Origin of the sequence: Pseudomaricurvus albidus, from assembly GCF_018863235.1 — a bacterium.
Lineage (GTDB): Bacteria > Pseudomonadota > Gammaproteobacteria > Pseudomonadales > Cellvibrionaceae > Pseudomaricurvus > Pseudomaricurvus albidus.
In genome coordinates this window covers 13,184-34,203 of the sequence record NZ_JAHKRS010000015.1, presented here as the reverse complement: position 1 = coordinate 34,203, position 21,020 = coordinate 13,184, and the positions used below count along the sequence as shown (strand labels likewise).

The 21,020-nt window shown below is 48.4% G+C and carries 19 protein-coding genes and 3 tRNA genes; 4 read left to right on the top strand and 18 right to left on the bottom strand.

From position 1 onward, the window contains the following. Positions 1–43: 43 nt before the first annotated feature. The 12 genes from KOI40_RS17850 to KOI40_RS17795 form a co-directional block, all read right to left on the bottom strand. Positions 44–120: transfer RNA gene (locus tag KOI40_RS17850), tRNA-Pro, on the bottom strand. Between the two features lie 175 nt (positions 121–295). Beyond that, positions 296–655, bottom strand: a complete 360-nt coding sequence (locus KOI40_RS17845) for a MerR family transcriptional regulator (protein WP_216098913.1) — start codon at positions 653–655, stop codon at positions 296–298. Continuing rightward, on the bottom strand, positions 636–938 hold the full coding sequence (ihfA, locus tag KOI40_RS17840) for an integration host factor subunit alpha (protein ID WP_167181520.1): 303 nt from the start codon (positions 936–938) through the stop codon (positions 636–638). The genes KOI40_RS17845 and ihfA overlap by 20 nt, the downstream gene beginning before the upstream one ends. Positions 939–962: 24 nt before the next feature. Continuing rightward, complete coding sequence (gene pheT, locus KOI40_RS17835; RefSeq protein ID WP_216098912.1) at positions 963–3,362, bottom strand: phenylalanine--tRNA ligase subunit beta; 2,400 nt, start codon at positions 3,360–3,362, stop codon at positions 963–965. Between the two features lie 127 nt (positions 3,363–3,489). Beyond that, positions 3,490–4,542 (bottom strand): phenylalanine--tRNA ligase subunit alpha, encoded by a 1,053-nt coding sequence (pheS, locus tag KOI40_RS17830; protein ID WP_216098911.1) that lies wholly within the window; start codon positions 4,540–4,542, stop codon positions 3,490–3,492. Positions 4,543–4,745: 203 nt separating this feature from the next. Continuing rightward, a complete protein-coding gene (gene rplT / locus KOI40_RS17825; protein ID WP_216098910.1) occupies positions 4,746–5,102 on the bottom strand; it encodes a 50S ribosomal protein L20 in 357 nt (118 codons plus the stop codon). 32 nt (positions 5,103–5,134) lie between these two features. Beyond that, entirely contained in the window at positions 5,135–5,329 is a 195-nt protein-coding gene (rpmI, locus tag KOI40_RS17820; RefSeq protein WP_216098909.1) for a 50S ribosomal protein L35, read from the bottom strand. Positions 5,330–5,467: 138 nt separating this feature from the next. Then, positions 5,468–6,007, bottom strand: a complete 540-nt coding sequence (gene infC, locus KOI40_RS17815) for a translation initiation factor IF-3 (RefSeq protein WP_216098923.1) — start codon at positions 6,005–6,007, stop codon at positions 5,468–5,470. A gap of 36 nt (positions 6,008–6,043) precedes the next feature. Further along, complete coding sequence (thrS, locus tag KOI40_RS17810) at positions 6,044–7,966, bottom strand: threonine--tRNA ligase (RefSeq protein WP_216098908.1); 1,923 nt, start codon at positions 7,964–7,966, stop codon at positions 6,044–6,046. Positions 7,967–8,175: 209 nt separating this feature from the next. Next, positions 8,176–9,246, bottom strand: a complete 1,071-nt coding sequence (gene purK, locus KOI40_RS17805; RefSeq protein WP_216098907.1) for a 5-(carboxyamino)imidazole ribonucleotide synthase — start codon at positions 9,244–9,246, stop codon at positions 8,176–8,178. 36 nt (positions 9,247–9,282) lie between these two features. Beyond that, complete coding sequence (gene purE, locus KOI40_RS17800) at positions 9,283–9,771, bottom strand: 5-(carboxyamino)imidazole ribonucleotide mutase (protein ID WP_216098906.1); 489 nt, start codon at positions 9,769–9,771, stop codon at positions 9,283–9,285. 153 nt (positions 9,772–9,924) lie between these two features. Continuing rightward, positions 9,925–10,001: transfer RNA gene (locus KOI40_RS17795), tRNA-Val, on the bottom strand. Positions 10,002–10,283: 282 nt separating this feature from the next. Between KOI40_RS17795 and KOI40_RS17790 the strand changes: the two genes are divergently transcribed. The 4 genes from KOI40_RS17790 (at position 10,284) to KOI40_RS17775 (ending at position 14,681) form a co-directional block, all read left to right on the top strand. Beyond that, complete coding sequence (locus tag KOI40_RS17790) at positions 10,284–11,204, top strand: NAD-dependent epimerase/dehydratase family protein (RefSeq protein ID WP_216098905.1); 921 nt, start codon at positions 10,284–10,286, stop codon at positions 11,202–11,204. A 5-nt stretch (positions 11,205–11,209) separates the two neighbouring features. Continuing rightward, the gene (locus KOI40_RS17785) at positions 11,210–12,268 is read left to right on the top strand and encodes an MraY family glycosyltransferase (protein ID WP_216098904.1); all 1,059 of its coding nucleotides are present in this window, start codon (positions 11,210–11,212) and stop codon (positions 12,266–12,268) included. Between the two features lie 161 nt (positions 12,269–12,429). Then, a tRNA-Asn gene (locus KOI40_RS17780) sits at positions 12,430–12,504 on the top strand. Between the two features lie 239 nt (positions 12,505–12,743). Further along, positions 12,744–14,681, top strand: coding sequence for a polysaccharide biosynthesis protein (locus tag KOI40_RS17775; RefSeq protein ID WP_216098903.1), 1,938 nt, complete (start codon positions 12,744–12,746; stop codon positions 14,679–14,681). 91 nt (positions 14,682–14,772) lie between these two features. On the opposite strand, the gene KOI40_RS17770 is transcribed toward KOI40_RS17775, so the two are convergent. From KOI40_RS17770 to KOI40_RS17745, 6 genes are all read right to left on the bottom strand, one after another. Then, positions 14,773–15,615 carry a glycosyltransferase gene (locus KOI40_RS17770; protein WP_216098902.1) on the bottom strand — a complete coding sequence of 281 codons (843 nt, stop codon included), beginning with the start codon at positions 15,613–15,615 and terminating at the stop codon, positions 14,773–14,775. Positions 15,616–15,817: 202 nt separating this feature from the next. Beyond that, positions 15,818–16,873: a glycosyltransferase gene (locus KOI40_RS17765; RefSeq protein WP_216098901.1), complete on the bottom strand. Its 1,056-nt coding sequence runs from the start codon at positions 16,871–16,873 to the stop codon at positions 15,818–15,820. 30 nt (positions 16,874–16,903) lie between these two features. After that, positions 16,904–17,689, bottom strand: a complete 786-nt coding sequence (locus KOI40_RS17760) for a sulfotransferase family protein (RefSeq protein ID WP_216098900.1) — start codon at positions 17,687–17,689, stop codon at positions 16,904–16,906. A 200-nt stretch (positions 17,690–17,889) separates the two neighbouring features. After that, on the bottom strand, positions 17,890–18,801 hold the full coding sequence (locus KOI40_RS17755) for a sulfotransferase family protein (RefSeq protein WP_216098899.1): 912 nt from the start codon (positions 18,799–18,801) through the stop codon (positions 17,890–17,892). Positions 18,802–18,814: 13 nt separating this feature from the next. Then, a complete protein-coding gene (locus KOI40_RS17750; protein WP_216098898.1) occupies positions 18,815–19,552 on the bottom strand; it encodes a sulfotransferase family protein in 738 nt (245 codons plus the stop codon). Then, a complete protein-coding gene (locus KOI40_RS17745) occupies positions 19,549–20,982 on the bottom strand; it encodes a lipopolysaccharide biosynthesis protein (protein WP_216098897.1) in 1,434 nt (477 codons plus the stop codon). Before KOI40_RS17745 ends, KOI40_RS17750 begins: the two co-directional genes overlap by 4 nt. Positions 20,983–21,020 lie beyond the last annotated feature (38 nt).

Sequence of the window (21,020 nt, the reverse complement as noted above, 5' to 3'; positions counted from 1 at the left end):
GGCTATCTGTGTGCAGAGAAACTGTACACAGAAGCTAGAGATTTGGTCGGGATAGCAGGATTCGAACCTGCGACCACCGCGCCCCCAGCACGGTGCGCTACCAGACTGCGCTATATCCCGATAATGGTCTTTAGAAACACACGAGCTTCTGAACACCGGGGTTGGACTATTTTTCGATCACGACCGCCTTGGCAGTAACGATCTAACCCATTGATTTAACTAGGGATAGCCCTGGGGGTGAGAGGGCTGAAATCATACCCTAACAATTTGGAAATGCAAGTGATTTGTAGACGATTTACGGTCGGTTGAGAACCACCAAAACCTCTTCCAGTTCGCTGATCATTTGACTGACCAACTGGGAGAATTGGGTCGCGTCCTGCTGTGCATTATCACCGCTCATTTGTTGACGTGCACCACCAATAGTAAAACCCTGATCGTAGAGCAATGCACGAATCTGACGAATGGTAAGAACATCCTGACGCTGGTAATAACGGCGATTTCCACGACGCTTGACCGGTGCCAGCTGCGGGAATTCCTGCTCCCAGTAACGCAGAACGTGGGGTTTTACCGCACACAGATCACTGACCTCACCAATGGTGAAATAGCGTTTACCGGGAATGACGGGAAGTTCGTCGTTATTGGTTGGTTCCAGCATAGTTCTCTACTCGAGCCTTCAGTTTTTGCCCTGGGCGGAAAGTCACGACCCGGCGAGCCGAGATAGGAATCTCTTCGCCGGTTTTCGGGTTACGTCCTGGACGGGAGGTTTTGTCACGCAGATCGAAGTTACCAAAACCTGATAACTTCACATGCTCATTGGTTTCCAGAGCCGTGCGGATCTCCTCAAAGAACAGCTCTACCAATTCCTTGGCTTCACGCTTGTTGAAGCCAAGTTCTTCGTAGAGCATTTCAGCTAAATCCGCTTTGGTCAACGCTGACATCGCGAATGGCCTCTTTGTGCCCCTCTACCTCAGGGAAGCGTTATATGACTCCTCCAGGGAACGAATGACAACATCCATGGAGGCATTAATCTCATCCTCAGTAAGAGTGCGCGATGGATGCTGAAACGTCAAGCCCAGAGCAACACTTTTTCTATGTGGATCAATGCCTTTGCCAACATATACGTCAAAGACCTTTAACTCTGTGAGGCAGTCCCCAGCGCCCTTTTCAATGACTTTTTGCAGATCACTGACCGCTGTAGTCTGGTCAACAATGACGGCAATATCTCGGCGCACCTCAGGGAACTTCGACAGCGGTTCGAAGCTTGGCAACTTCGCTTCAGCGATGGATGCCTGGGTAATTTCAAACAAATACACAGAGTGGGTCAGCCCCAGGGTCTTCTGCAATTGAGGATGCATGGCGCCCAACAATCCGACCTGCTCGCCGTTGCGCATTACGGCAGCGGATTGTCCGGGATGCAGTGCTGGATGCTTGGCGGGCTCGAAACTGAAGCTGGCATCATCGGCCAAAAGCGACAAAACGGACTCCAGATCACCCTTAATGTCGTAAAAATCTACATTATCGGATTTCCCGGTCCAGCTCTCCTCCAGACGAGGACCATAAATTAAACCTGCCAGCATCGGTTCCTGTTTCAGGTTTTCGATACCTTTGCCCTCAGCAATAAAACGCTGACCGGCTTCAAACAAGCGCACGCGATCCTGCTGACGATTCAGGTTGTGCTGCAGAGAACTGACCAGCCCTGGCCACAAAGTCGTACGCATCACCGCCATATCGGCGCTGATGGGATTTTGCAGTTCTACAGGCTCGGCGTCTGGATCAAAATGCTTGAGCAATTTAGGCTCAACAAAACTGTAAGTGATTGCCTCCTGATACCCCCGAGCCACCAGCTGACTGCGTACCGCACTCAGGCCAATACGGGCTTCGTACTGCATGGGAATGCTCAGATCCGCATTCAGACTGGTGGTTGGCAGACGGTTATACCCGTAAATGCGCGCCAACTCTTCCAGCAAATCTTCTTCGATAGCAATATCAAAGCGGTAACTTGGCACCTTAAAGCGCCAGCCGCTATCCGCCTTGACGGACATTTCCAGCCCCAGACGGGTCAGGATATCGACCACCTCTTCATCATCCATGCTGAAGCCGAGACCAGACAGAATGCGCGAACGGCGCAGACTGACTTCGCGATCCTTGGGCGCATGTTCGTTCTCGACTTCAATCACCGGGCCAGCCTGACCGCCCACAATATCCAGCAACAGCTGGGTGGCACGCTCGATCGCCACAGCTTGCAGCTTGTAATCCACACCTCGCTCAAAGCGATGGGAAGAGTCGGTATGAAGGCCGTAGTTACGAGCACGGCCCGCAATGGCCACCGGGAAGAAAAAGGCACTTTCGAGGAAGATGTCCTGGGTTGCAGAAGTCACCGAGGTGGCCTCGCCGCCCATGATACCTGCCATGGCCACCGCCTTTTCATCATCGGCAATCACCAAGGTGTCACTTTTCAGCTCAACTTCCTGGCCATCCAGCAGTGTCAGCTTCTCACCATCATCCGCCATACGCGCCTGCACACCACCTTGCAGGGTGTTCAGATCAAAGGCGTGCATGGGCTGTCCCAGCTCCAGCAACACGTAGTTGGTGACATCGACAACCGCATCAATAGAACGAACCCCTGCACGACGCAGCTTTTCCTGCATCCACAACGGGCTGCCCTGGCTGACATCCACGCCGCGAATCACGCGTCCTACATAACGGGAACAGGCTTCACCGGCATTCAGCGTTACCTTAAGGACATCATCAATGGTTGGAGCAACCGGCGCAATTTTCGGCTCTTTCAACTCCAGACGATTCAATACCGCCACATCACGAGCAATGCCTTTCACCGACAGACAGTCGCTGCGGTTTGGCGTCAGATCCACCTCGATACACTGATCGTTGAGATTCAGGTATTCACGCAGGTCAGCACCAACCGGTGCATCTTCTGCGAGCTCCCAGATGCCGTCACTGTCTTCACCCAATTGCAGCTCAACCTGAGCACACAACATACCGAAAGACTCAACACCGCGCAGCTTGGCTTTCTTGATTTTAAATGGCTTACCGTCTTCACCCGGAGGCAACACTGCACCTACGGTCGCGAAAGGAATTTTAATTCCGGGACGTGCATTGGGCGCACCACACACCACCTGACAAATCTCATCGCCATTGCCCGCCACTTTGCAGACACGCAGCTTGTCGGCATCAGGGTGTTGTTCGGCCTCAAGAATTTCACCCACCACAACACCGGAAAACTCACCAGCCACTGGCTCTACGGCGTCGACTTCCAGGCCGGCCATGGTAATCTGCTCAACCAAATCGGCAGTTGTGAGGTTGGGGTTAACCCATTCGCGTAACCAATTTTCGCTTAATTTCATAATCTTTTGCTTATCCGATAATTTGACCGTTTAAGCAGGGAGACAAAACGCTCAACCCACTTAACCATTCTCGGCGACTGATACCGCCCGATCCCTACTCACTGAGACCCAATCTAGAACTGTACAACTAGAACTGTCCCAGGAATTTCAGGTCATTCTCAAAGAACATACGCAGATCATTCACGCCATAACGCAACATCGCCAGACGCTCCACCCCCATACCAAAGGCAAAGCCGGTATAGGTTTCGGTATCGACGCCACTGGCTTTAAACACGTTCGGGTGCACCATGCCGCAACCCATGATCTCCAACCAGCCAGTGTGGCTGCACACACGACAACCTTTACCACCGCAATTGGTGCACTGGATGTCAACCTCGGCGGAAGGTTCAGTAAACGGGAAATAAGACGGGCGAAAACGCACAGGGACATCCGCTTCAAAGAACGCTTTCAGAAATTGATCCACAGTGCCTTTCAGGTCGGCAAAGCTGATGCCTTTGTCGACAACCAGGCCTTCAACCTGATGGAACATGGGGGTATGTGTCAGATCCGAGTCACAGCGGTATACCCGCCCCGGGCAGATGATGCGAATCGGCGGCTCCTGATTTTCCATCGTTCGCACCTGAACCGGCGAGGTGTGCGTGCGCAACACGTATTTTGCGTCTGTCGCCGCCGGGCCGTCGCTTTTTACCTGCTCACTCTTGACATAGAAGGTGTCGTGCATCGCGCGAGCGGGGTGATGCCCGGGAATATTGAGGGCTTCGAAGTTGTGATAATCGTCTTCGATTTCAGGGCCCACCTCAACGGCATAGCCAACCGCTGCGAAGATGTCCTGAATGCGCTGCAGAGTGCGCGTAACCGGATGCAAGCCACCGTTGGTCTGCCCACGGCCGGGCAGAGTCACATCAATAGTTTCTTCAGCCAGCTTGGCGTCAATAGCCGCCTGCTCCATCGCCTGCTTGCGCTCAACCAGCTTTTCCTGAACCGCTTGCTTGGCTTCGTTGATTTTAGCGCCTGCTGCCGGGCGCTCTTCTGCCGACAATTTCCCCAGGCTTTTCAGCAAGGCAGTGATCTGACCTTTTTTACCAAGGTACTCGACTCGCACATGATCCAAGGCAGCCAGATCCTGTGCATCGGCAACCAGCTTGAGCGCTTCTTCTGTCAGCGCTGCCAGATTTTCCATTCGGGTCTCCCAATAAGTGAGGGCTTGTTATAGAACTGTTTTAATCAAGACGTAAGAAATTTATTCAGAGAGATCAGTCATGCTCTCTATTGCGATGATTTACTCTCGGTCGCTCTGAATAAATTGCCTAAAAAACAAAAAGGGAGGAGCTGAACAAACAGCTCCTCCCCTTTCGCATTCGTACTGAATAAGGTTTGACCTAATTAGGCCAGAGCTGCTTTTGCCTGAGCAACAACAGCTGCAAATGCAACCTTATCGTGAACAGCCAGGTCGGCCAGAACACGACGATCCAGTTCGATGTTTGCTTTCTTCAGACCAGCAATCAAGCGGCTGTAAGTCATGCCTTCTACGCGTGACTGAGCATTGATACGAGTGATCCACAAAGCACGGAAATTACGCTTGCGAACACGACGGTCGCGGTAAGCGTATTGACCAGCTTTGATAACAGCCTGTTTGGCAACACGGAATACGCGCGAACGAGCACCGTAGTAACCTTTGGCCTGCTTTAAGATTTTCTTGTGACGACGACGCGCCTCTACACCACGTTTTACACGAGCCATGATTAATCCTCTCTAAATGTTAGTCAGGCCAATTACTTGGCGCGAAGCATACGATCGACCGCCGGTACATCAGCAGCGTTCAGGGTGCTGGTGCCGCGCAGCTGACGCTTACGCTTGGTGGTCATTTTAGTGAGGATGTGGCTCTTGAAAGCGTGCTTGTGCTTATAACCAGAACCGGTCTTTTTGAAGCGCTTGGCAGCACCACTGTGTACTTTAGCTTTTGGCATGAGAATTCTCTCGATTTTAAAGTTGAACAAAAAACACTTGCTCAGAGGTAGTACCGCGTCTCAGACACTAAAGCGTCTTTGATGGGTACCTTTCTGTTAAAGCGCCATTTAAAGTCATCCAGGCAGCTAAAAGCCCGATCACTTTCTCTTTTTGGGTGCCATGACCATAAGCAGCTGACGACCTTCCATTTTCGGATACTGCTCAACGACACCCAGGTCCGCCAGATCGGTTTCGATGCGTTTCATCATCTCCATACCGAGTTCCTGGTGGGCCATTTCACGACCACGGTACCGCAAGGACACCTTGATCTTATCCCCGTCTTCCAAAAAGCGAGTCAGATTACGCAATTTAATCTTGTAATCGCCAATGTCAGTACCGGGACGAAATTTCATCTCTTTGATTTGCTGCTGCTTTTGTTTCTTCTTGGCAGCCGCTTTGGTTTTCTTGATATCAAACAGGTGCTTGCCGTAATCCATGACTTTACAGACTACCGGTTCAACATCACCAGCCATCTGCACCAGATCCAGCCCTGCACTCTGGGCGCTTGCCAGCGCCTCTTCCAAGGAAACGATGCCTGCCTGCTCACCGTCTGCACCGATCAGGCGTACTTGTTTCGCCTCAATCTGATCGTTAATCGGTGCTTTTTTGGAACGTCCTTTGGAATTTTCTCGTTTGATAGTAGTAATCTCCTAAAATTTGACTGCTTATGCAGCCTACAACGACGAGCGGCCGCGACGTGCTACGTCAGCGGCCAAATGGTCGGCAAATGCCTCAAGACTCATCGAACCCAGGTCTTCGCCGGAGCGTGTACGTACGCTGACGGACCCTGTCTCAACCTCTTTATCGCCCACAGTGAGCAAATAAGGGATCTTCTGAATTGTGTGCTCGCGGATTTTAAAGCCGATCTTCTCATTTCTCAAGTCCGAAATGGCTCGGAAGCCCTTGTTTACCAAGGTTTCTTCCACTTTTTGCACATATTCGGCCTGATTGTCCGTAATATTCATAATCACGGCCTGCTCAGGTGCCAGCCAGGCGGGGAAAGCGCCTTCGTAGTTCTCGATCAGAATCCCGATAAAGCGCTCGAAAGAACCCAAAATCGCACGGTGCAACATCACCGGGGTCTTGCGAGAACCATCTTCGGCCACATACTGGGCATCCAGGCGGCCCGGCATGGAGAAATCCACCTGAATGGTGCCACACTGCCAGACTCGACCGAGACAGTCTTTCAAAGAGAATTCGATCTTTGGACCGTAGAACGCACCCTCTCCTGGCAACAGCTCCCAGGCGTTACCCTTGGCATCCATAGCATCCATCAGGGCTTTTTCAGCCTTATCCCACACTTCGTCACTGCCTACACGCTGCTCGGGACGAGTGGAAATCCGAATAATCACATCCTCGAAGCCAAAATCGGCATACACGCTGTTCAGCAGGTCGGTAAAGACAGACACCTCCTCCTGAATTGCCTCTTCCGCACAGAAGATGTGGGCATCATCCTGAGTAAAGCCGCGCACACGCATAATGCCCTGCAAAGTGCCGGAGGCCTCATTGCGGTGACAGGAACCAAACTCCGCCAGACGCAGCGGCAAATCACGGTAGCTCTTCAGGCCCTGATTAAAGACCTGAATATGGCACGGGCAGTTCATGGGTTTCACCGCATAGTCACGGGACTCTGACTCAACCGTAAACATGCTGTCACGGAATTTATCCCAGTGACCGGAACGCTCCCACAAGGTGCGATCCACAACCTGCGGGGTTTTGATTTCCTGATAACCGTTATTGCGCTGAACCTTGCGCATATACTCTTCAATGGCCGTGTAAATAGCCCAGCCTTTCGGGTGCCAGAACACCATGCCGGGCGCCTCTTCCTGCAAATGGAACAGGTTGAACTTTTTACCCAGCTTGCGATGGTCGCGCTTGACCGCTTCTTCCAAAAACTTCAGATGCGCCTTAAGCTGCTTCTTGTCGGCAAAAGCCACACCATAGATACGCTGCAGCATCTGGTTGTCGGAATCACCGCGCCAGTAGGCACCATTAATATTCATGAGCTTGAAATGGTGACAAAACTTCATGTTCGGCACGTGAGGGCCGCGACACATGTCAATGTATTCTTCGTGTTGGTACAGCCCTGGCGTGGCTGTTTGCGGAATATCCCGATCCAGGATTTCCATTTTGTAGGTTTCACCACGAGACTCAAAAATATCCCGCGCTTCCTGCCAGCTGACATTCTTTTTAACGACATCATAATCGGTCTTTGCCAGCTCCAGCATGCGTTTTTCCAACGCAGCCATGTCCTCTTCCGTCAGCTTGTGATCCAGATCGACATCGTAATAAAAACCGTGCTCAATGGTAGGACCAATGGCCATCTTCACGTCCGGCCACAATTGCTTGATGGCGTGCCCCAACAGGTGAGCACAGGAGTGGCGGATGATTTCCAGTCCATCCTCGTCTTTGGCGGTAAAAATCGTCAGCTCGGAATCTTCGGAAATCAGATCGTGTGCATCCACACGCTCGCCATTTACCTTACCGGCAATGGTGGCCTTTGCCAGACCAGGGCCAATATCAGCAGCAACATCGAGAACAGAAACAGGTTTATCGAACTCGCGCTGCGAGCCATCGGGAAGGGTAATTACAGGCATGGTATATCCTAGCTTCAGTGGTGAGCCCTACGTAAGCCCACATGATCATATTTAGAGGTGTAATGCTTTACAAAACATTAAGGGGTGCAAAGTATAGAGAAGTTGACCGCGAGCGGCTAGTGGCGAACACCAACAAGATCAGAGACAAACAAAATAGACATGCGCGCCAGATAGACGCGCACAGACAAACATAGACCCACAGAAACCGGTCAGGACTGAACCGCAGCCTCAACCCAATCAATCACTTCTTCGTAACGTTCCGGCAACAGAGCTTTCAGCTCGTCCAACCCCTGTATCAAGGTTTTATCGCCACTGTGAGTAAAGGTGATATGGCCAACCTTGCGCCCCTCGCGAACCTCTTTGCCATACCAGTATGGCTCGGCACCGGAAATCGCCCACCAGCGCTCATCACGCGGGGTACCCAACAGGTTGATCATTACATTCAGGCCTTTCACCTGAGGCTTGGCCAGAGGCACTCCGGCCACTGCACGAACATGACTCTCAAACTGACTGACACTGGCACCCGCCTGGGTCCAGTGGGCAGTGTTGTGAACACGTGGCGCCAGCTCATTAACGATCAGCTCGTCTCCGACCCGGAAACACTCCATCGCCATAACACCCACATAGTCCAGCCCGTCCAGCAGCTTCGCCAGCATGGCTTCGGCTTTTGGCTGCAGAGCCGACAAGCGAGACAAGGGAGCGACAGATGCCGTCAGAACCCCATTGAGTTGCAGCGTTAACGTCAACGGATAGAAGAATTTGTTGCCATCGCGATCACGCACGCCAACGATAGCCATCTCTTCATCGAAGTTAATGCCCTGCTCAACAATGGCCTCATTGCGCCATTCATCGGGAATCTGAGTGCCGTCAGCTTCTTTCAGCCAATATTGACCGCGACCGTCATAACCACCAGTACGACGCTTCATCAGCGCCCTTTCACCCAGCTCGGCATAAACCTGCTCCGCTGTCAGAGCATCGTCCACCAATTTCCAGGGAGAAGTCGCCAACCCCAAATCATCCAGCAATTGCTTTTGGGTCAAACGATCCGCCAGACGCCCAAAGACATCCAGATTGATAAAGTTAGGGTGTTTTGCCAGCTTTTCCGTAACCGGAGTTACCGGCCACTGCTCGCGCTCTGCAGTCACGACATCATTAGCCTGCAAATCAGGCAGTTGATCGGAGTCGATATCCACCGGGATAACATCCACACTCAGCGGCATTGCCGCATGCTTCAGCATGGCTCCCAACTGACCATGACCCAAAACCCAAACTTTACTCATATCAACTCTCTACAATCGCCCAATTCAGAACAACAGTTATACACGCGGATCAGGATCAGCAAGAATAGTGTCGGTTTGCTCCTGACGGAAAGCATCAATACGCTTGGCAAGCTCCACATCAGAAGTCGCCAGAATTTGTGCAGCCATAAGACCGGCATTGAACGCACCCGCACCACCAATCGCCAAAGTGCCCACTGCAACTCCGCGAGGCATTTGCACAATAGAAAGCAGACTGTCCTGACCACTTAGAGCTTTACTTTGAACCGGAACACCCAGTACCGGCAAACGGGTTTTAGACGCCACCATGCCCGGCAAGTGGGCTGCACCACCAGCGCCAGCCACAATCACCTGATAGCCGTTATCGGCAGCAGCGGCAGAAAAAGACATCAGCTTGTCCGGCGTGCGATGAGCAGACACAACCTCGACGTGATAGTCGACACCCAAACGATCCAGAATGTCAGCCGCTTCTTTCATTGTAGGCCAATCGCTTTTGGACCCCATGATAATGGCAATTTTTGGTTGCATGTGCAGTCTCCGGAAGCCTCTGGCCTCTTATGGCGGCCCACAATTCAGAACGGGCGCAGTCTCTTTACGGGCCTTGGCCCCCAAACGAAAAAACCCGCCTAAGTAAGCGGGTATTTACTGCAACTCGTCAAAAACGAATTGCTTTTAACAATTTGGTAGGACTAGGCAGATTCGAACTGCCGACCTCTACCATGTCAAGGTAGCGCTCTAACCAACTGAGCTATAGTCCTATGATCATCAGGAGCAAAAACTTCCAGCACCCGGATTTTACATCGTTTCCTTTCTGTCAGACCAGCCAAAATACGGAATAAGACCAGTCTTTTCAGGAGCTTAGGCATATTATCAAAAACCTGTCTCCCCGAAAGAGGCGCGTACTTTACCAGCCCCCTCAAAACTAGGCAAGCCTTTGATTGCAACTTCTCGTTCGCTACTCGCACAAGGGAAAACAAGGTAGAATTTCGCGCAAAATTGCAGCCGATAATGGAATCACCAAACCAATGGAATCAAACCACGTGCGAATAGCAGTTACAGGCGCCAATGGATACGTGGGAACTGCACTGTGCAAACACCTTCTAAATCAGGGGGCCGAGGTCATTGCCCTGATTCGCGAAGGCACTGCGACGACACTGGGTAAAGAACACCCTCGCCTTCAAATTACTCCTGTTAACTACCAGTCTCCCGAATCACTTGAGAATGCACTGATCGACGTCGACGTTATCATTCACCTGATTGCAAAAACTCACGCCCAGGACGTGATGTCAGAGCTGGAAGACTACCGTGCAATCAACGTCGACATCAGCAAGGCCCTGGCCCAGGCAGCCATTAAAGCCAAGGCAAAACGTCTGGTTTTTTTAAGCAGCATCAAAGTGAATGGAGAGAGCACAGACAGCAGGCCATTTCAGAACACGGACCAACCTGCACCCACAACCGCCTACGGCATCAGTAAAATGGAAGCGGAAGAAGCTCTGAAAACCGTCTGCAACGGAAAAGTCGAGCTGGTCATTATCAGACCACCCCTGGTTTACTCCCCCGACGCCAAGGGCAACATTAGCACCCTAAAGAAAGCCATTACCAAAGGCCTGCCACTGCCACTGGGTCGCCTTTGCAACAAAAGGGATATTGTCGACCTGCCACTTCTATGTGAGTACCTGTATAAAAGCTGCATCATCCCCGACGCTGCTGGGAAGTCGCTGCTCGTCTGCAATAACGAACCACTGTCAACCACCCAATTAATCAGACGCCTGGGGAAAGACATCAACCAGAACCCACGGCTTTTGCCGATTCCTGCCAGCCTCCTGAAAGCACTGGGAGCAGCGCTGGGCAAACAGGAACAAATCGACAAACTCTGCGGCAATCTGCAGGTCAACGGCGAGCAAGCCAGACAACTCCTTAAGCCCCACTCAAACACATCAAACACCCCGAAAGAACTTTAAGCATCATGATCTCCAGAGACCTTCTTTATTATGCCCCCGGGTTTATTGCCGCCACGCTCTTTACTTATGGCATAGCCCGACTTTACATCAGACACGCCCTCAATAATGGCATCCTTGATACACCCAACGCCCGCAGCTCCCACACCGCCCCCACCCCAAGAGGTGGAGGCATCTCTATTGTCACCGTTTCGGCGATCATCATCGCCACAGCACTTCTCGCCCCCTCGGCCGAACTGGTAGACAAACTCCCACAGCAAAGTCTCATCGCGCTTCTGCTCGGCAGCCTCATAGTGGCAGCCGTCGGCTTTATGGACGACCTGAAGTCTCTGTCAAACAAGGTGCGCTTCAGCGCCCATCTACTGGCCAGCCTGGCAGCACTTTCACTGATAAAACCGCTGCCTTCACTCCCGCTCCCGGGCATGGAGATTCAGCTACAAGGGGTCTGGCTTTTACTCTTAGCCCTGGGCCTCACGTGGTTAATCAATCTCTACAACTTTATGGATGGCATTGATGGCATTGCCGCCACAGAAGCTTTTAGCGTATTGGTCGGTGCCAGCCTGATCGGTGGTTTCGGGCAGCAATTAACGGACTCCCCCTTCCCCTCCTCACTATTGATAATGCTACTGGCCCCCTTACTGGGCTTTTTGCTGTTAAACCGCCCCCCAGCAAAAGTGTTTATGGGTGACGGCTGCAGCGGCTTTCTCGGCATGCTCCTGGGGCTGCTCGCCATCACTTATGCTGCAAACACCTCCGTCAACCTGTGGTGCTGGGCTATTTTACTGGGGGTTTTTATTGTGGATTCCGGCTGGACACTCAGCACCCGTGTCTTCACCGGACAAAAGTGGCACCAACCTCATCGCAGCCACTGCTACCAAATTCTCAGCCGCAAACTGCAATCCCACGGAAAGGTGACCCTTGGCACCGCAGCAGTTACCCTGCTTTGGCTTACCCCTTTGGGATTTCTGGCCAGCCTCCACCCCAATTACGGAGCACTCTGTCTGCTGGCAGCCTACACACCGCTTGTTGCGCTCTGCTACTGTCACGAGGCAGGGCTTCACAACTAACCAATCCTCATCAGAATCAAAAATGTCGTCTTTTTCACTTATAAATCAAACAGTTATTTTTTAAAGAAAATTTACATACAACCCTTGACGAGGCCATGATCGGGCTATAATATACGCGCCATCTTGAGCCAAGGGCATCACCCACCGCTCCTGATAACGATTCCGACATAGCTCAGCGGTAGAGCAGTTGACTGTTAATCAATTGGTCCCTGGTTCGATCCCAGGTGTCGGAGCCAAATTTAAAAAGGCTGCCCTTTGGGTGGCCTTTTTTCGTTATGCCCATTTCAAAGTGTTACTCATCTCAGGAAAGCGACCGCACACCTGCGTATAATTGATTTATCCGTAATTCACGGTAATATCCATATGAGCAGCATGGATAAAGCTTGGCACCAGAATTCGCCGGAACATCTGCATCAAACCAACTTCCCAGGTTCGGCACACCGCTCATGGAACCAGAGATAAAGAACCCACCCGAATGATTCGATCCCTATTAGATTCTACTCGCCCCACTAAACGATTTGTTTCAGTTGCCTACGATGTTGTGGCACTCAGCTTTTCCCTTTATATCGCATGGGCACTTCGTCTGGGTCAGTTCGATATTGCTCCAAAACAGATTGATCTGGTCTGCCTGGGAATCACCGTCTGCGTTTCAATAACAGCATTTATACGACTTGGCCTGTATCGAGCCATTCTGCGCTATATGGCTCAGGATGCAGCGGTCAGCATCGCAGTCGGATTAGCAATCTCTTCGCTCACCCTGGCTGCCAGCAGCTTCTTTTTGCAAGCGTCTATCCCACGCTCAGTGCCTGTCATCTATTTACTCACCGCCTCGTTCCTGATTGGCCTTCCCCGCTTGATGGTGCGCAATCTGGTGCAAATGCTTCTTCCCATCGGCGACACCAAAGTCCTGATCTACGGCGCCGGCAGCGCAGGACGTATGCTGGCAGACTCTCTACGCCCCAGCCACGACTACCAGCCTGTTGCCTTTCTCGACGACGATCCCAGATTGTGGAACAACAAAGTAAAGGGGCTCCCGGTTTTTTCCAGCAAGGACGCCGAAAAACTCATCAAAAAGCACCGCTGCGAAAAAATCTTTATTGCTCTGGGAGCCATTGATCGCCCCACCAGACTGATGATTATCCGGCAGCTGGAGAAACTGTCCGTCCAACTCCAAACGATCCCGCCGCTTGAAGAGCTAACCAGTGGTCAGATTAAAGTTGAAGAGATTCGCGACATCCAAATCGAGGACTTGCTGGGACGTGACCCAGTGGAACCCGACACCAGACTGATGCAATCCAACATCAGCAACAAATCCGTGATGGTTACCGGAGCAGGCGGCTCTATCGGTTCGGAGCTGTGTCGCCAAATCATTCAGCACCAACCGCACACCCTGATCCTGTTTGAACTTAATGAATACAACCTCTATGCCATTGTGGAAGAGCTTGAAGCCACCATTCAGCACCAAAACCTGACGGTCAAGCTCATCCCTCTGCTGGGCAGCGTGCAAGACAAACAACGTCTGACCAACGTCATGAAGCTGCACCATGTAAACACTCTCTACCATGCTGCAGCCTATAAACATGTACCGCTGGTTGAGCAAAACATCATCGAAGGCATCAAAAACAACGTATTCGGTACCCTTAACTGTGCTCAGGCCGCAGAACATGCTGGTGTGAATACCTTCGTGCTGATTTCGACCGACAAAGCCGTGAGACCAACCAATCTGATGGGAGCCTCCAAGCGACTGGCCGAACTCACCCTCCAGGCCTTGAACGACAACAGCCAGACCCTGTTTTGCATGGTCCGCTTCGGCAACGTCCTGGGCTCCTCCGGCTCGGTGGTCCCCAAATTTCGTCAGCAAATCAATAATGGCGGCCCCATCACCGTTACCCACCCGGAAATTACCCGCTACTTTATGACCATTAAAGAAGCCTCGCAGCTGGTTATTCAGGCAGGCGCGATGGCTGAGGGTGGCGAGGTCTTTGTTCTGGAGATGGGTGAACCGGTTAAAATCGCCGATATGGCTAAAGAGATGATTCAACTATCCGGGTTGAACGTGCGAGATATCAATAACCCGGATGGTGACATCGAAATCCAGTATACCGGCCTGCGCCCTGGGGAAAAATTGTACGAAGAGCTTCTGATCGGCAACAACTGCCAGGGTACCACTCACCCGCGGATTATGCGCTCCGAGGAAGAGAAACTGGACTGGCACGCCATGGAAACTCTCTTGCAGGAGATGCAACAACAGTGCGAATCACTGAGCCTCAAGAAATTACGGGAAACTATTATCAATGCTCCCACAGCCTATCAGCCGAGCAATCCGATTCAGGATTTAACTCACACTACAGACAGCGATTTGGCGTCAAAGGACACCCAGCTAAAAGCATCGAACGTTGTAGAAATGAAGTAAAATAGCAGCAAACAGAACGTAAAAAGGGAGTGATAAACTCCCTTATTCTTCAACAGGCAAGGCTAAAAGTCTGTTTCAGAATTACCTAGCATCAACCGTAAGTTCTGCCACGAGGGTCAAAGAGCTTCATCCCCCGATAAAGCAGGTGCTGCAGAAACTCCGGAAATATTCCTCTCACCGCTGGCACATAACACGCCAAACGCTTCCAATAAGACTGCTGTAAGCTTTTCACACCCGCCGAACCAATCCTTGCCTGACGAATCACGTCTCTCAGAGATTGACGAGAATGTGTGTTAGCGCCGAAACGGTAAAGCAACAAAGGCTCAGGAACATTGGCAAACTTCACAGAAGCTGCACCACAACGGAACCACAACTCGTAGTCCTGACGACGCTTGAGGCGCTCGTTATAGCCCCCCACCGCTTCGATCAATGATTTTTTAAACATGACCGTAGGGTGAATAAATGGGCAGGTAAACAAATTTTCATGAATACGCTCATGATTGGTAGGCATCCTCCGAAGCCCCCCCGGATTCCCTTGCTCACAAATTTCTCTTGCAAAGGTACCTACAATTCCAATCTGATCATCCTCTTGAAACTTGGCCAGTTGCTTTTCAAAACGCTGTGGCAAAGCGATATCATCGGCATCCATACGCGCCACCAAATCATACCGGCAGTGTGCCAGACCCGCATTAAGAGCCATAGCCAAACCACGGTTTTCGGATAAGGCAACCAAAGTCAAGACATCACCCAAGCGTTCAGACCAACGTTCGATGGCACTGTCCATTTCTGCTGTTTGAGGGCCATCTTTAACCAATACGATCTGGCTGGGCGGAACAGACTGCCCGTCCCATACACTAGTCATCGCATCATTAAAAAAGTCTACTCGCTCTTTCAAGTAGACTGACATCAATACAGAATAATTAGGCTGGCTCACCCGGGAAACCCTCACATATAGCCTGAAAACCAAAAAATGGATGTTCCGATATATCCTCAATCAACCTTCTTAACGTCTTTGGTAATATTGAGGACAGGCCATTATAACAAGAAATTGAGAACCAAACCTCATTAGAGATTGATTCTATTGTGTATTGCTTCTTACAAAGACACCCTATATTCCTTTAAAGAATATAAAGTATCTATATTTTAAGAGCCTCAGAATAAAAGGTAGTTACATTTCTATCCGCATCTGCCAATTGCTTCCCATAGTCCCTGATTCGTTCGAGGTCTTCATCTTTGCAATTAAGCTCAGAGGCCTCGTCCAGTACTCTGACCACTTCGCTTGAATCCAGAGAACCCATTCGGTAGCCAATCCCCAAATCCTCAATAATGGAGCTCATGTTCGTACCCCCTGAAAGAATAGGTATGCACCCAGCTATCAAAGCCTCCATTACCGATTGTGGCTGCCCTTCATAGCGTGAAGTGTGGATAAAGAACTTGCTTTGCCCCAGAAGCCTCCACTTTTCAGGCCCAGTAACCGCTCCTCCTAACTTCACATGGCCCTCAGAAATCAATGAAGTTAGTTTTTTTTCTAGATATTGCCGGCCGCCATTAAAGTCAGGCCCAAAGATATTTACCGAAAACCCTTTTGGCCAACCCTTTTCATATAACAATAAAATCCCATCCGATAAGACATCTAACCCTTTGTGATATAAATCCAACCTGCCTATAAAGGTGACCGAGTTCTCCTTGTCTCCCGCGCCTGCAACGCCAGGCACACTAATAGAGTTCGAGGCCACAAAAGAAGACGTTTTCCCAATATCAATACTGTTCAAACGCTCATCATCCATAAGAAAATGGATTGCTGATGCTCCCCTCAAGTAAGGCTTTACGAAAAACAGGTATGCAATTCCCTTTTTAAGAGGAGTTTTTTTGAAAAGCTCCCTCATTAACCCTCCACGGGCACTGACCACATATTTTTTCCCGTGTAGCTTCAGCTTTAATGCCAACCACCACAACTTGATATCAAAAGAACCAGAAAAAACAAAAGCATCAAAATCTGAGAGGGAAAATGAAGATATCGGACGAACTGAATGAGAGTTAATATTGACAGGGCTTTTTATCTTGGTAGAGAAAACTACTGCTCTTTCTGCAAGCTGCAATTCGAGACCTTTATTTGCCAAAAGCGTAACAGAGTAACTGGGACCTGTGATTCTGTCTTTTGGGATTGATGTAAAAAAAGCTACTTTTCTCATAAATTAATTACCACCAACTTCACCCCAAGGTTAAAACTCATAACCAAAATCAATAAAATCCCTTTCATAAAGTTCAGATACAATTTTTTTGTTTTCCCTACCAAAAATATCTTCCGAATAAAAGACATCTCTTTTCTCTGTAGATGAGGTTGTAGAAACACCCTGCCCCCTAAAGCTTGAATCTATTTTTTTTAAGAAGGGTAATTTTAAGCGCTTGGCAATATCACTATAGTCAAATGTTAGAGACTCAACTTTTCCAACATAGTCAATACGATCTAAGCTGGGCAACAAAAACAGGTACTGAGGCACCCAATGGTGATCTGAAAACATGAACTGCCTGGAGGACACCAGATGTTTTAAAAATGAATTATAATTTTCAGCAGGATTCACTTTATATTTCGGATGGTACACTGAAGGATACCGACCCCTATATTCAGGCATACTAAACTTATCAAGATAAGCACTTAAAATCCGGTCGTATGGATTTCTAACGACAGTAAAAAAAAAGTAATTATTAAGAGGCACATTCGCCTTCAAAAGAGTCCGCCCACCTAGCGAAGAAAAATACCTCCTTGTAAGGTTATTTCTATCCCACGCTTTAATACCCTTACCTTCAATGGACTCATACAGAAGGTTAAGCATTGTGGTATTTGCGGACTTGGGAACACGGCAATAAACAAACTCATATTCATGACAAACTAAAACTGAAGGTGCAACTCGCCGAATGCAACGTACATCAAACCTTCTATCACTTGCCAAAACAATAGGATTGAGATATCCGCTAGCTAATGTAATTCTGTCTATTAGTCTTTTCATAATTGTATACTGAAGGCCAGCGAAAAGTGGCTTCAACCTTAATCTTCATAAAAATTGATAACATGACGGCTTTATTTCACAACCGGAAAGTTTAAGCCCAAAGAAGAAACACCTCCTTGAAAGGAATTTCTTAGAAATCTGAACTTAGTAAGAGTTTATCACCCACAAAACAGTGCAATATCCAAACGCGCTATTACTTATTACTTCCAGCCTTTGACTTTACGCATCATAGACAAAATAAAAGGGCGTACTTGAAGCTTACGTTTTAAAACTGATCCAACGCTACTTCTTTTAATATCGGCTCCAGAAAGTTGATAACCCAACGCCTTAAGGTACTGAGATGAAATTGTTTCAAAAATTTCGATTTCAGAGTGCATTAACTCGCTTTTCCATGCCTCAATTCTGGAACTATCCGGTGGACTTCCAACCAATAAATGCTGTTCTCGGCGGTAATCAGGCATTCTAAATCCAGTACCTTGCAACATTTTAGCTGTATATTTAATTCCAATAAATTCACACAATCGACGAAGCTCACCTTCAGGATTGTTTAATATTTTCTCATAGCTGACGGTCATCACCCTATCAGGAAATGCATGCTCTGCAGCAAACCCAAGTGCAACACGCTCTCGCCACCATTCTGACGCCTCATAAATAGTATCCGCCCCCCACTTCAGCCTCATCATGGAGGATGCCACCGCCCTACCATCTCTCACAATATTGATAAATTTTGCTACCTTGAAATTTTCTAGCAGTAGATCAACGTAACGAATATTGTCAGGAGTATGATCTATCCAGTAGCAAGGAACACTCCCAGAGTGCTGAAACGAATATTCTCTCACCAAGCTCTCAAGAGCCAGTTGTTTACTAGCGGAAGTCCTAGCCAGCTCTTTAAATCTATCAATTGACAAATCCCACGTCTTAAGGCGCCATAGGTTTTTATAATTTAAAGTATTTCTCTCATCGTAGAGGTAATCAATTTTAAACTGGGACTCAGGCGTTACCACTGCACCTTCTACAGCTCCCAATAAAGATGCAAGCATCGTGGTTCCACTTCTACCGCAACCACCAATAAAAACAGGACGTAAACCTTCATGATTATTTAAGTCAGACATAACACCCTAAACCTCAACAATCATATCCCAAAGAAATAAAATCATTTTTATACAGCGCATAAATTTTTTTCTTCTGGTTGCTGTCCAGCTCAATCTTTACCTTCTCATGAGAGCTTGCATGAGGGCGCCAATCCACAATATCACTCTTCTTGAAGAGCTCATTAAGAATAAATGGAAGATCTCTACCTATAGTTTCTATTTTCCCAAGATAATCCAACTCTTCAATAGGTATGAAAATCAAGTCTGTCTGAGGAGCCCAATGAGCATCCTCATAGATTCCACCACTTTCTAAATAACTTAGAAACTCATCGAAAGAAATATGCTCATTCACATCTCTGGAAAAATACCTGGCTACCTTAGCCTTCTCAGGCTTCCCTCGATGTACTTTATCAACATAAGCTGAAACAATTCGCGTGTAAGGATTTCTCACAATGCTGAATTTATAATAATCGTTAACTGAACCCATATCAGATCGACTGACTGTACTAGGTAGACTGTACGACTTTTTAATCTTCCGAATATCTGCCTGTTCACTTGGCAACACACCAGTTTCAGCATAACTTAAGGAGGCCACTACTGTAGAGTTGGCGGACTTTGGTATCCTGAAATATATAAACTTTCCGCTATGAGAAATTGCACACCTGGAATTGGCCATATTCACTGGAAACTTTTTATTGTAACCAGAAAAAAATGGTTTTTGTTTTATAAAAAAATTCCGAACACTTATTAACATCTTACGAACAAAAGTCATACCTTACTCTTTTTAAACATCAAATAAAAAAACCATACAATTGGATAACCAAGCTGATTCTTACTCAACAAAAAAACGCACAAAAACCATACGATTACTGAAACAATAGAACCGACCAAAAAAGTAGCCACTTCTCCTATATTTAAATCACTAAATACAAGTTTAACCAGACTTAAAGAAAAATAAACACAAAGAGAAATGACGATTCCTGGGACATGACTCAGCAAAAACTTTCCAAAACCCAATCCAGTTACACTCAAACCCAAACGAGTCATAAATATATAATGCAAAATAAGGGCAGCCAAAAGGCCATAAGCAACACCTTCTACACCATAGGCCTTTCCCCAAAAACAGCCACAAAATACAAAAAACGCAAATTTGAACTGTACATAAGAAAGCTTATAAACTTTCCCTACCGCCCGGGCAAATTCACCATTAATTTTATAGCCCAGGCGAAAATATATTCCTATGGCCAAAATTTCAAATAAAGGAACAGCCCCTTCCCAATCATGCCCTAAAAGAATAAAAATTAGCTCTTGAGAAAAAACATACAAAACCACACTTGCAGGTGCCACTAGCAGTGCTGTCAAATACACACCTTTAAAATGGGCTGCAGACAACTTTTCTTTATCGGCCTGAAGAATTGAAAACGCCGGAAACAAAACTTTCGAAATTACCGTTCCAAAAATACTCGCAGGCATAGTCATCAACTGGGCTGATCGATTATATAACCCTAAAGTTTCAGAGCTCATATAGCGACCGATAATGACCTGATCAACCTTGCTAGCTACTGTATTAAAGAAAGATGCCAGGGATGAGCCTCCCCCATAAACCAATAAGGCTTTCAATGGCACCAATTCAAAACGAAGGCTCTTGTCATGAGGCTTTTGAATTATCAACCAAACACTTCTTATAAGTTCAGTGGAAACGTGTGCAGCAACCAGCGCCCAAACACCATAATTTAAGTAAGCCAACATACACCCTACGACGCCGTACCCACCCAAATATGATAAAACATCTCTTATCGCCAGAGATTTAAAATGCATTTCTCTTACAATTAACGCTTCCGAAATGACTGACAACCCTCGAATCAAAAAAGAGATCGACAACACCTCCAAGACCAGATCAAGCTCGGGCATGGAGAAAAAATTAGATATATACGTTGACAGTAAATAAACCAGTAAAGATGCACCTACCCCAACAAACACACTAAATGAAAAGGCACTACTGATATGTTTAGGCGTCAGAGTTTCAATCTGAACCACCGCTTTACCAACCCCAACATCAGATAGAAGAGTAGCGAATGACATTACAATCATAGCCGATGCCATAACGCCATAATCCTGAGGCATTAAGAGCCTGGCCATGATCGATAAAAATAATAATTGCAATGCCATCTTGAAAAAGACCGACAAAACCATCCAGCTCATGGATGAAAATACCTTTCTGGACAGCTGCTTTTTATTCA

Bases quoted from the DNA above. Each gene is read 5' to 3' on its own strand.
- KOI40_RS17845 (WP_216098913.1), bottom strand. From the start codon at position 655: ATGCTGGAACCAACCAATAACGACGAACTTCCCGTCATTCCCGGTAAA.
- ihfA (WP_167181520.1), bottom strand. From the start codon at position 938: ATGTCAGCGTTGACCAAAGCGGATTTAGCTGAAATGCTCTACGAAGAA.
- pheT (WP_216098912.1), bottom strand. From the start codon at position 3,362: ATGAAATTAAGCGAAAATTGGTTACGCGAATGGGTTAACCCCAACCTC.
- pheS (WP_216098911.1), bottom strand. From the start codon at position 4,542: ATGGAAAATCTGGCAGCGCTGACAGAAGAAGCGCTCAAGCTGGTTGCC.
- rplT (WP_216098910.1), bottom strand. From the start codon at position 5,102: ATGGCTCGTGTAAAACGTGGTGTAGAGGCGCGTCGTCGTCACAAGAAA.
- rpmI (WP_216098909.1), bottom strand. From the start codon at position 5,329: ATGCCAAAAGCTAAAGTACACAGTGGTGCTGCCAAGCGCTTCAAAAAG.
- thrS (WP_216098908.1), bottom strand. From the start codon at position 7,966: ATGCCTGTAATTACCCTTCCCGATGGCTCGCAGCGCGAGTTCGATAAA.
- purK (WP_216098907.1), bottom strand. From the start codon at position 9,246: ATGAGTAAAGTTTGGGTTTTGGGTCATGGTCAGTTGGGAGCCATGCTG.
- purE (WP_216098906.1), bottom strand. From the start codon at position 9,771: ATGCAACCAAAAATTGCCATTATCATGGGGTCCAAAAGCGATTGGCCT.
- KOI40_RS17785 (WP_216098904.1), top strand. From the start codon at position 11,210: ATGATCTCCAGAGACCTTCTTTATTATGCCCCCGGGTTTATTGCCGCC.
- KOI40_RS17775 (WP_216098903.1), top strand. From the start codon at position 12,744: ATGATTCGATCCCTATTAGATTCTACTCGCCCCACTAAACGATTTGTT.
- KOI40_RS17765 (WP_216098901.1), bottom strand. From the start codon at position 16,873: ATGAGAAAAGTAGCTTTTTTTACATCAATCCCAAAAGACAGAATCACA.
- KOI40_RS17760 (WP_216098900.1), bottom strand. From the start codon at position 17,689: ATGAAAAGACTAATAGACAGAATTACATTAGCTAGCGGATATCTCAAT.
- KOI40_RS17755 (WP_216098899.1), bottom strand. From the start codon at position 18,801: ATGTCTGACTTAAATAATCATGAAGGTTTACGTCCTGTTTTTATTGGT.
- KOI40_RS17750 (WP_216098898.1), bottom strand. From the start codon at position 19,552: ATGACTTTTGTTCGTAAGATGTTAATAAGTGTTCGGAATTTTTTTATA.
- KOI40_RS17745 (WP_216098897.1), bottom strand. From the start codon at position 20,982: ATGAGCTGGATGGTTTTGTCGGTCTTTTTCAAGATGGCATTGCAATTA.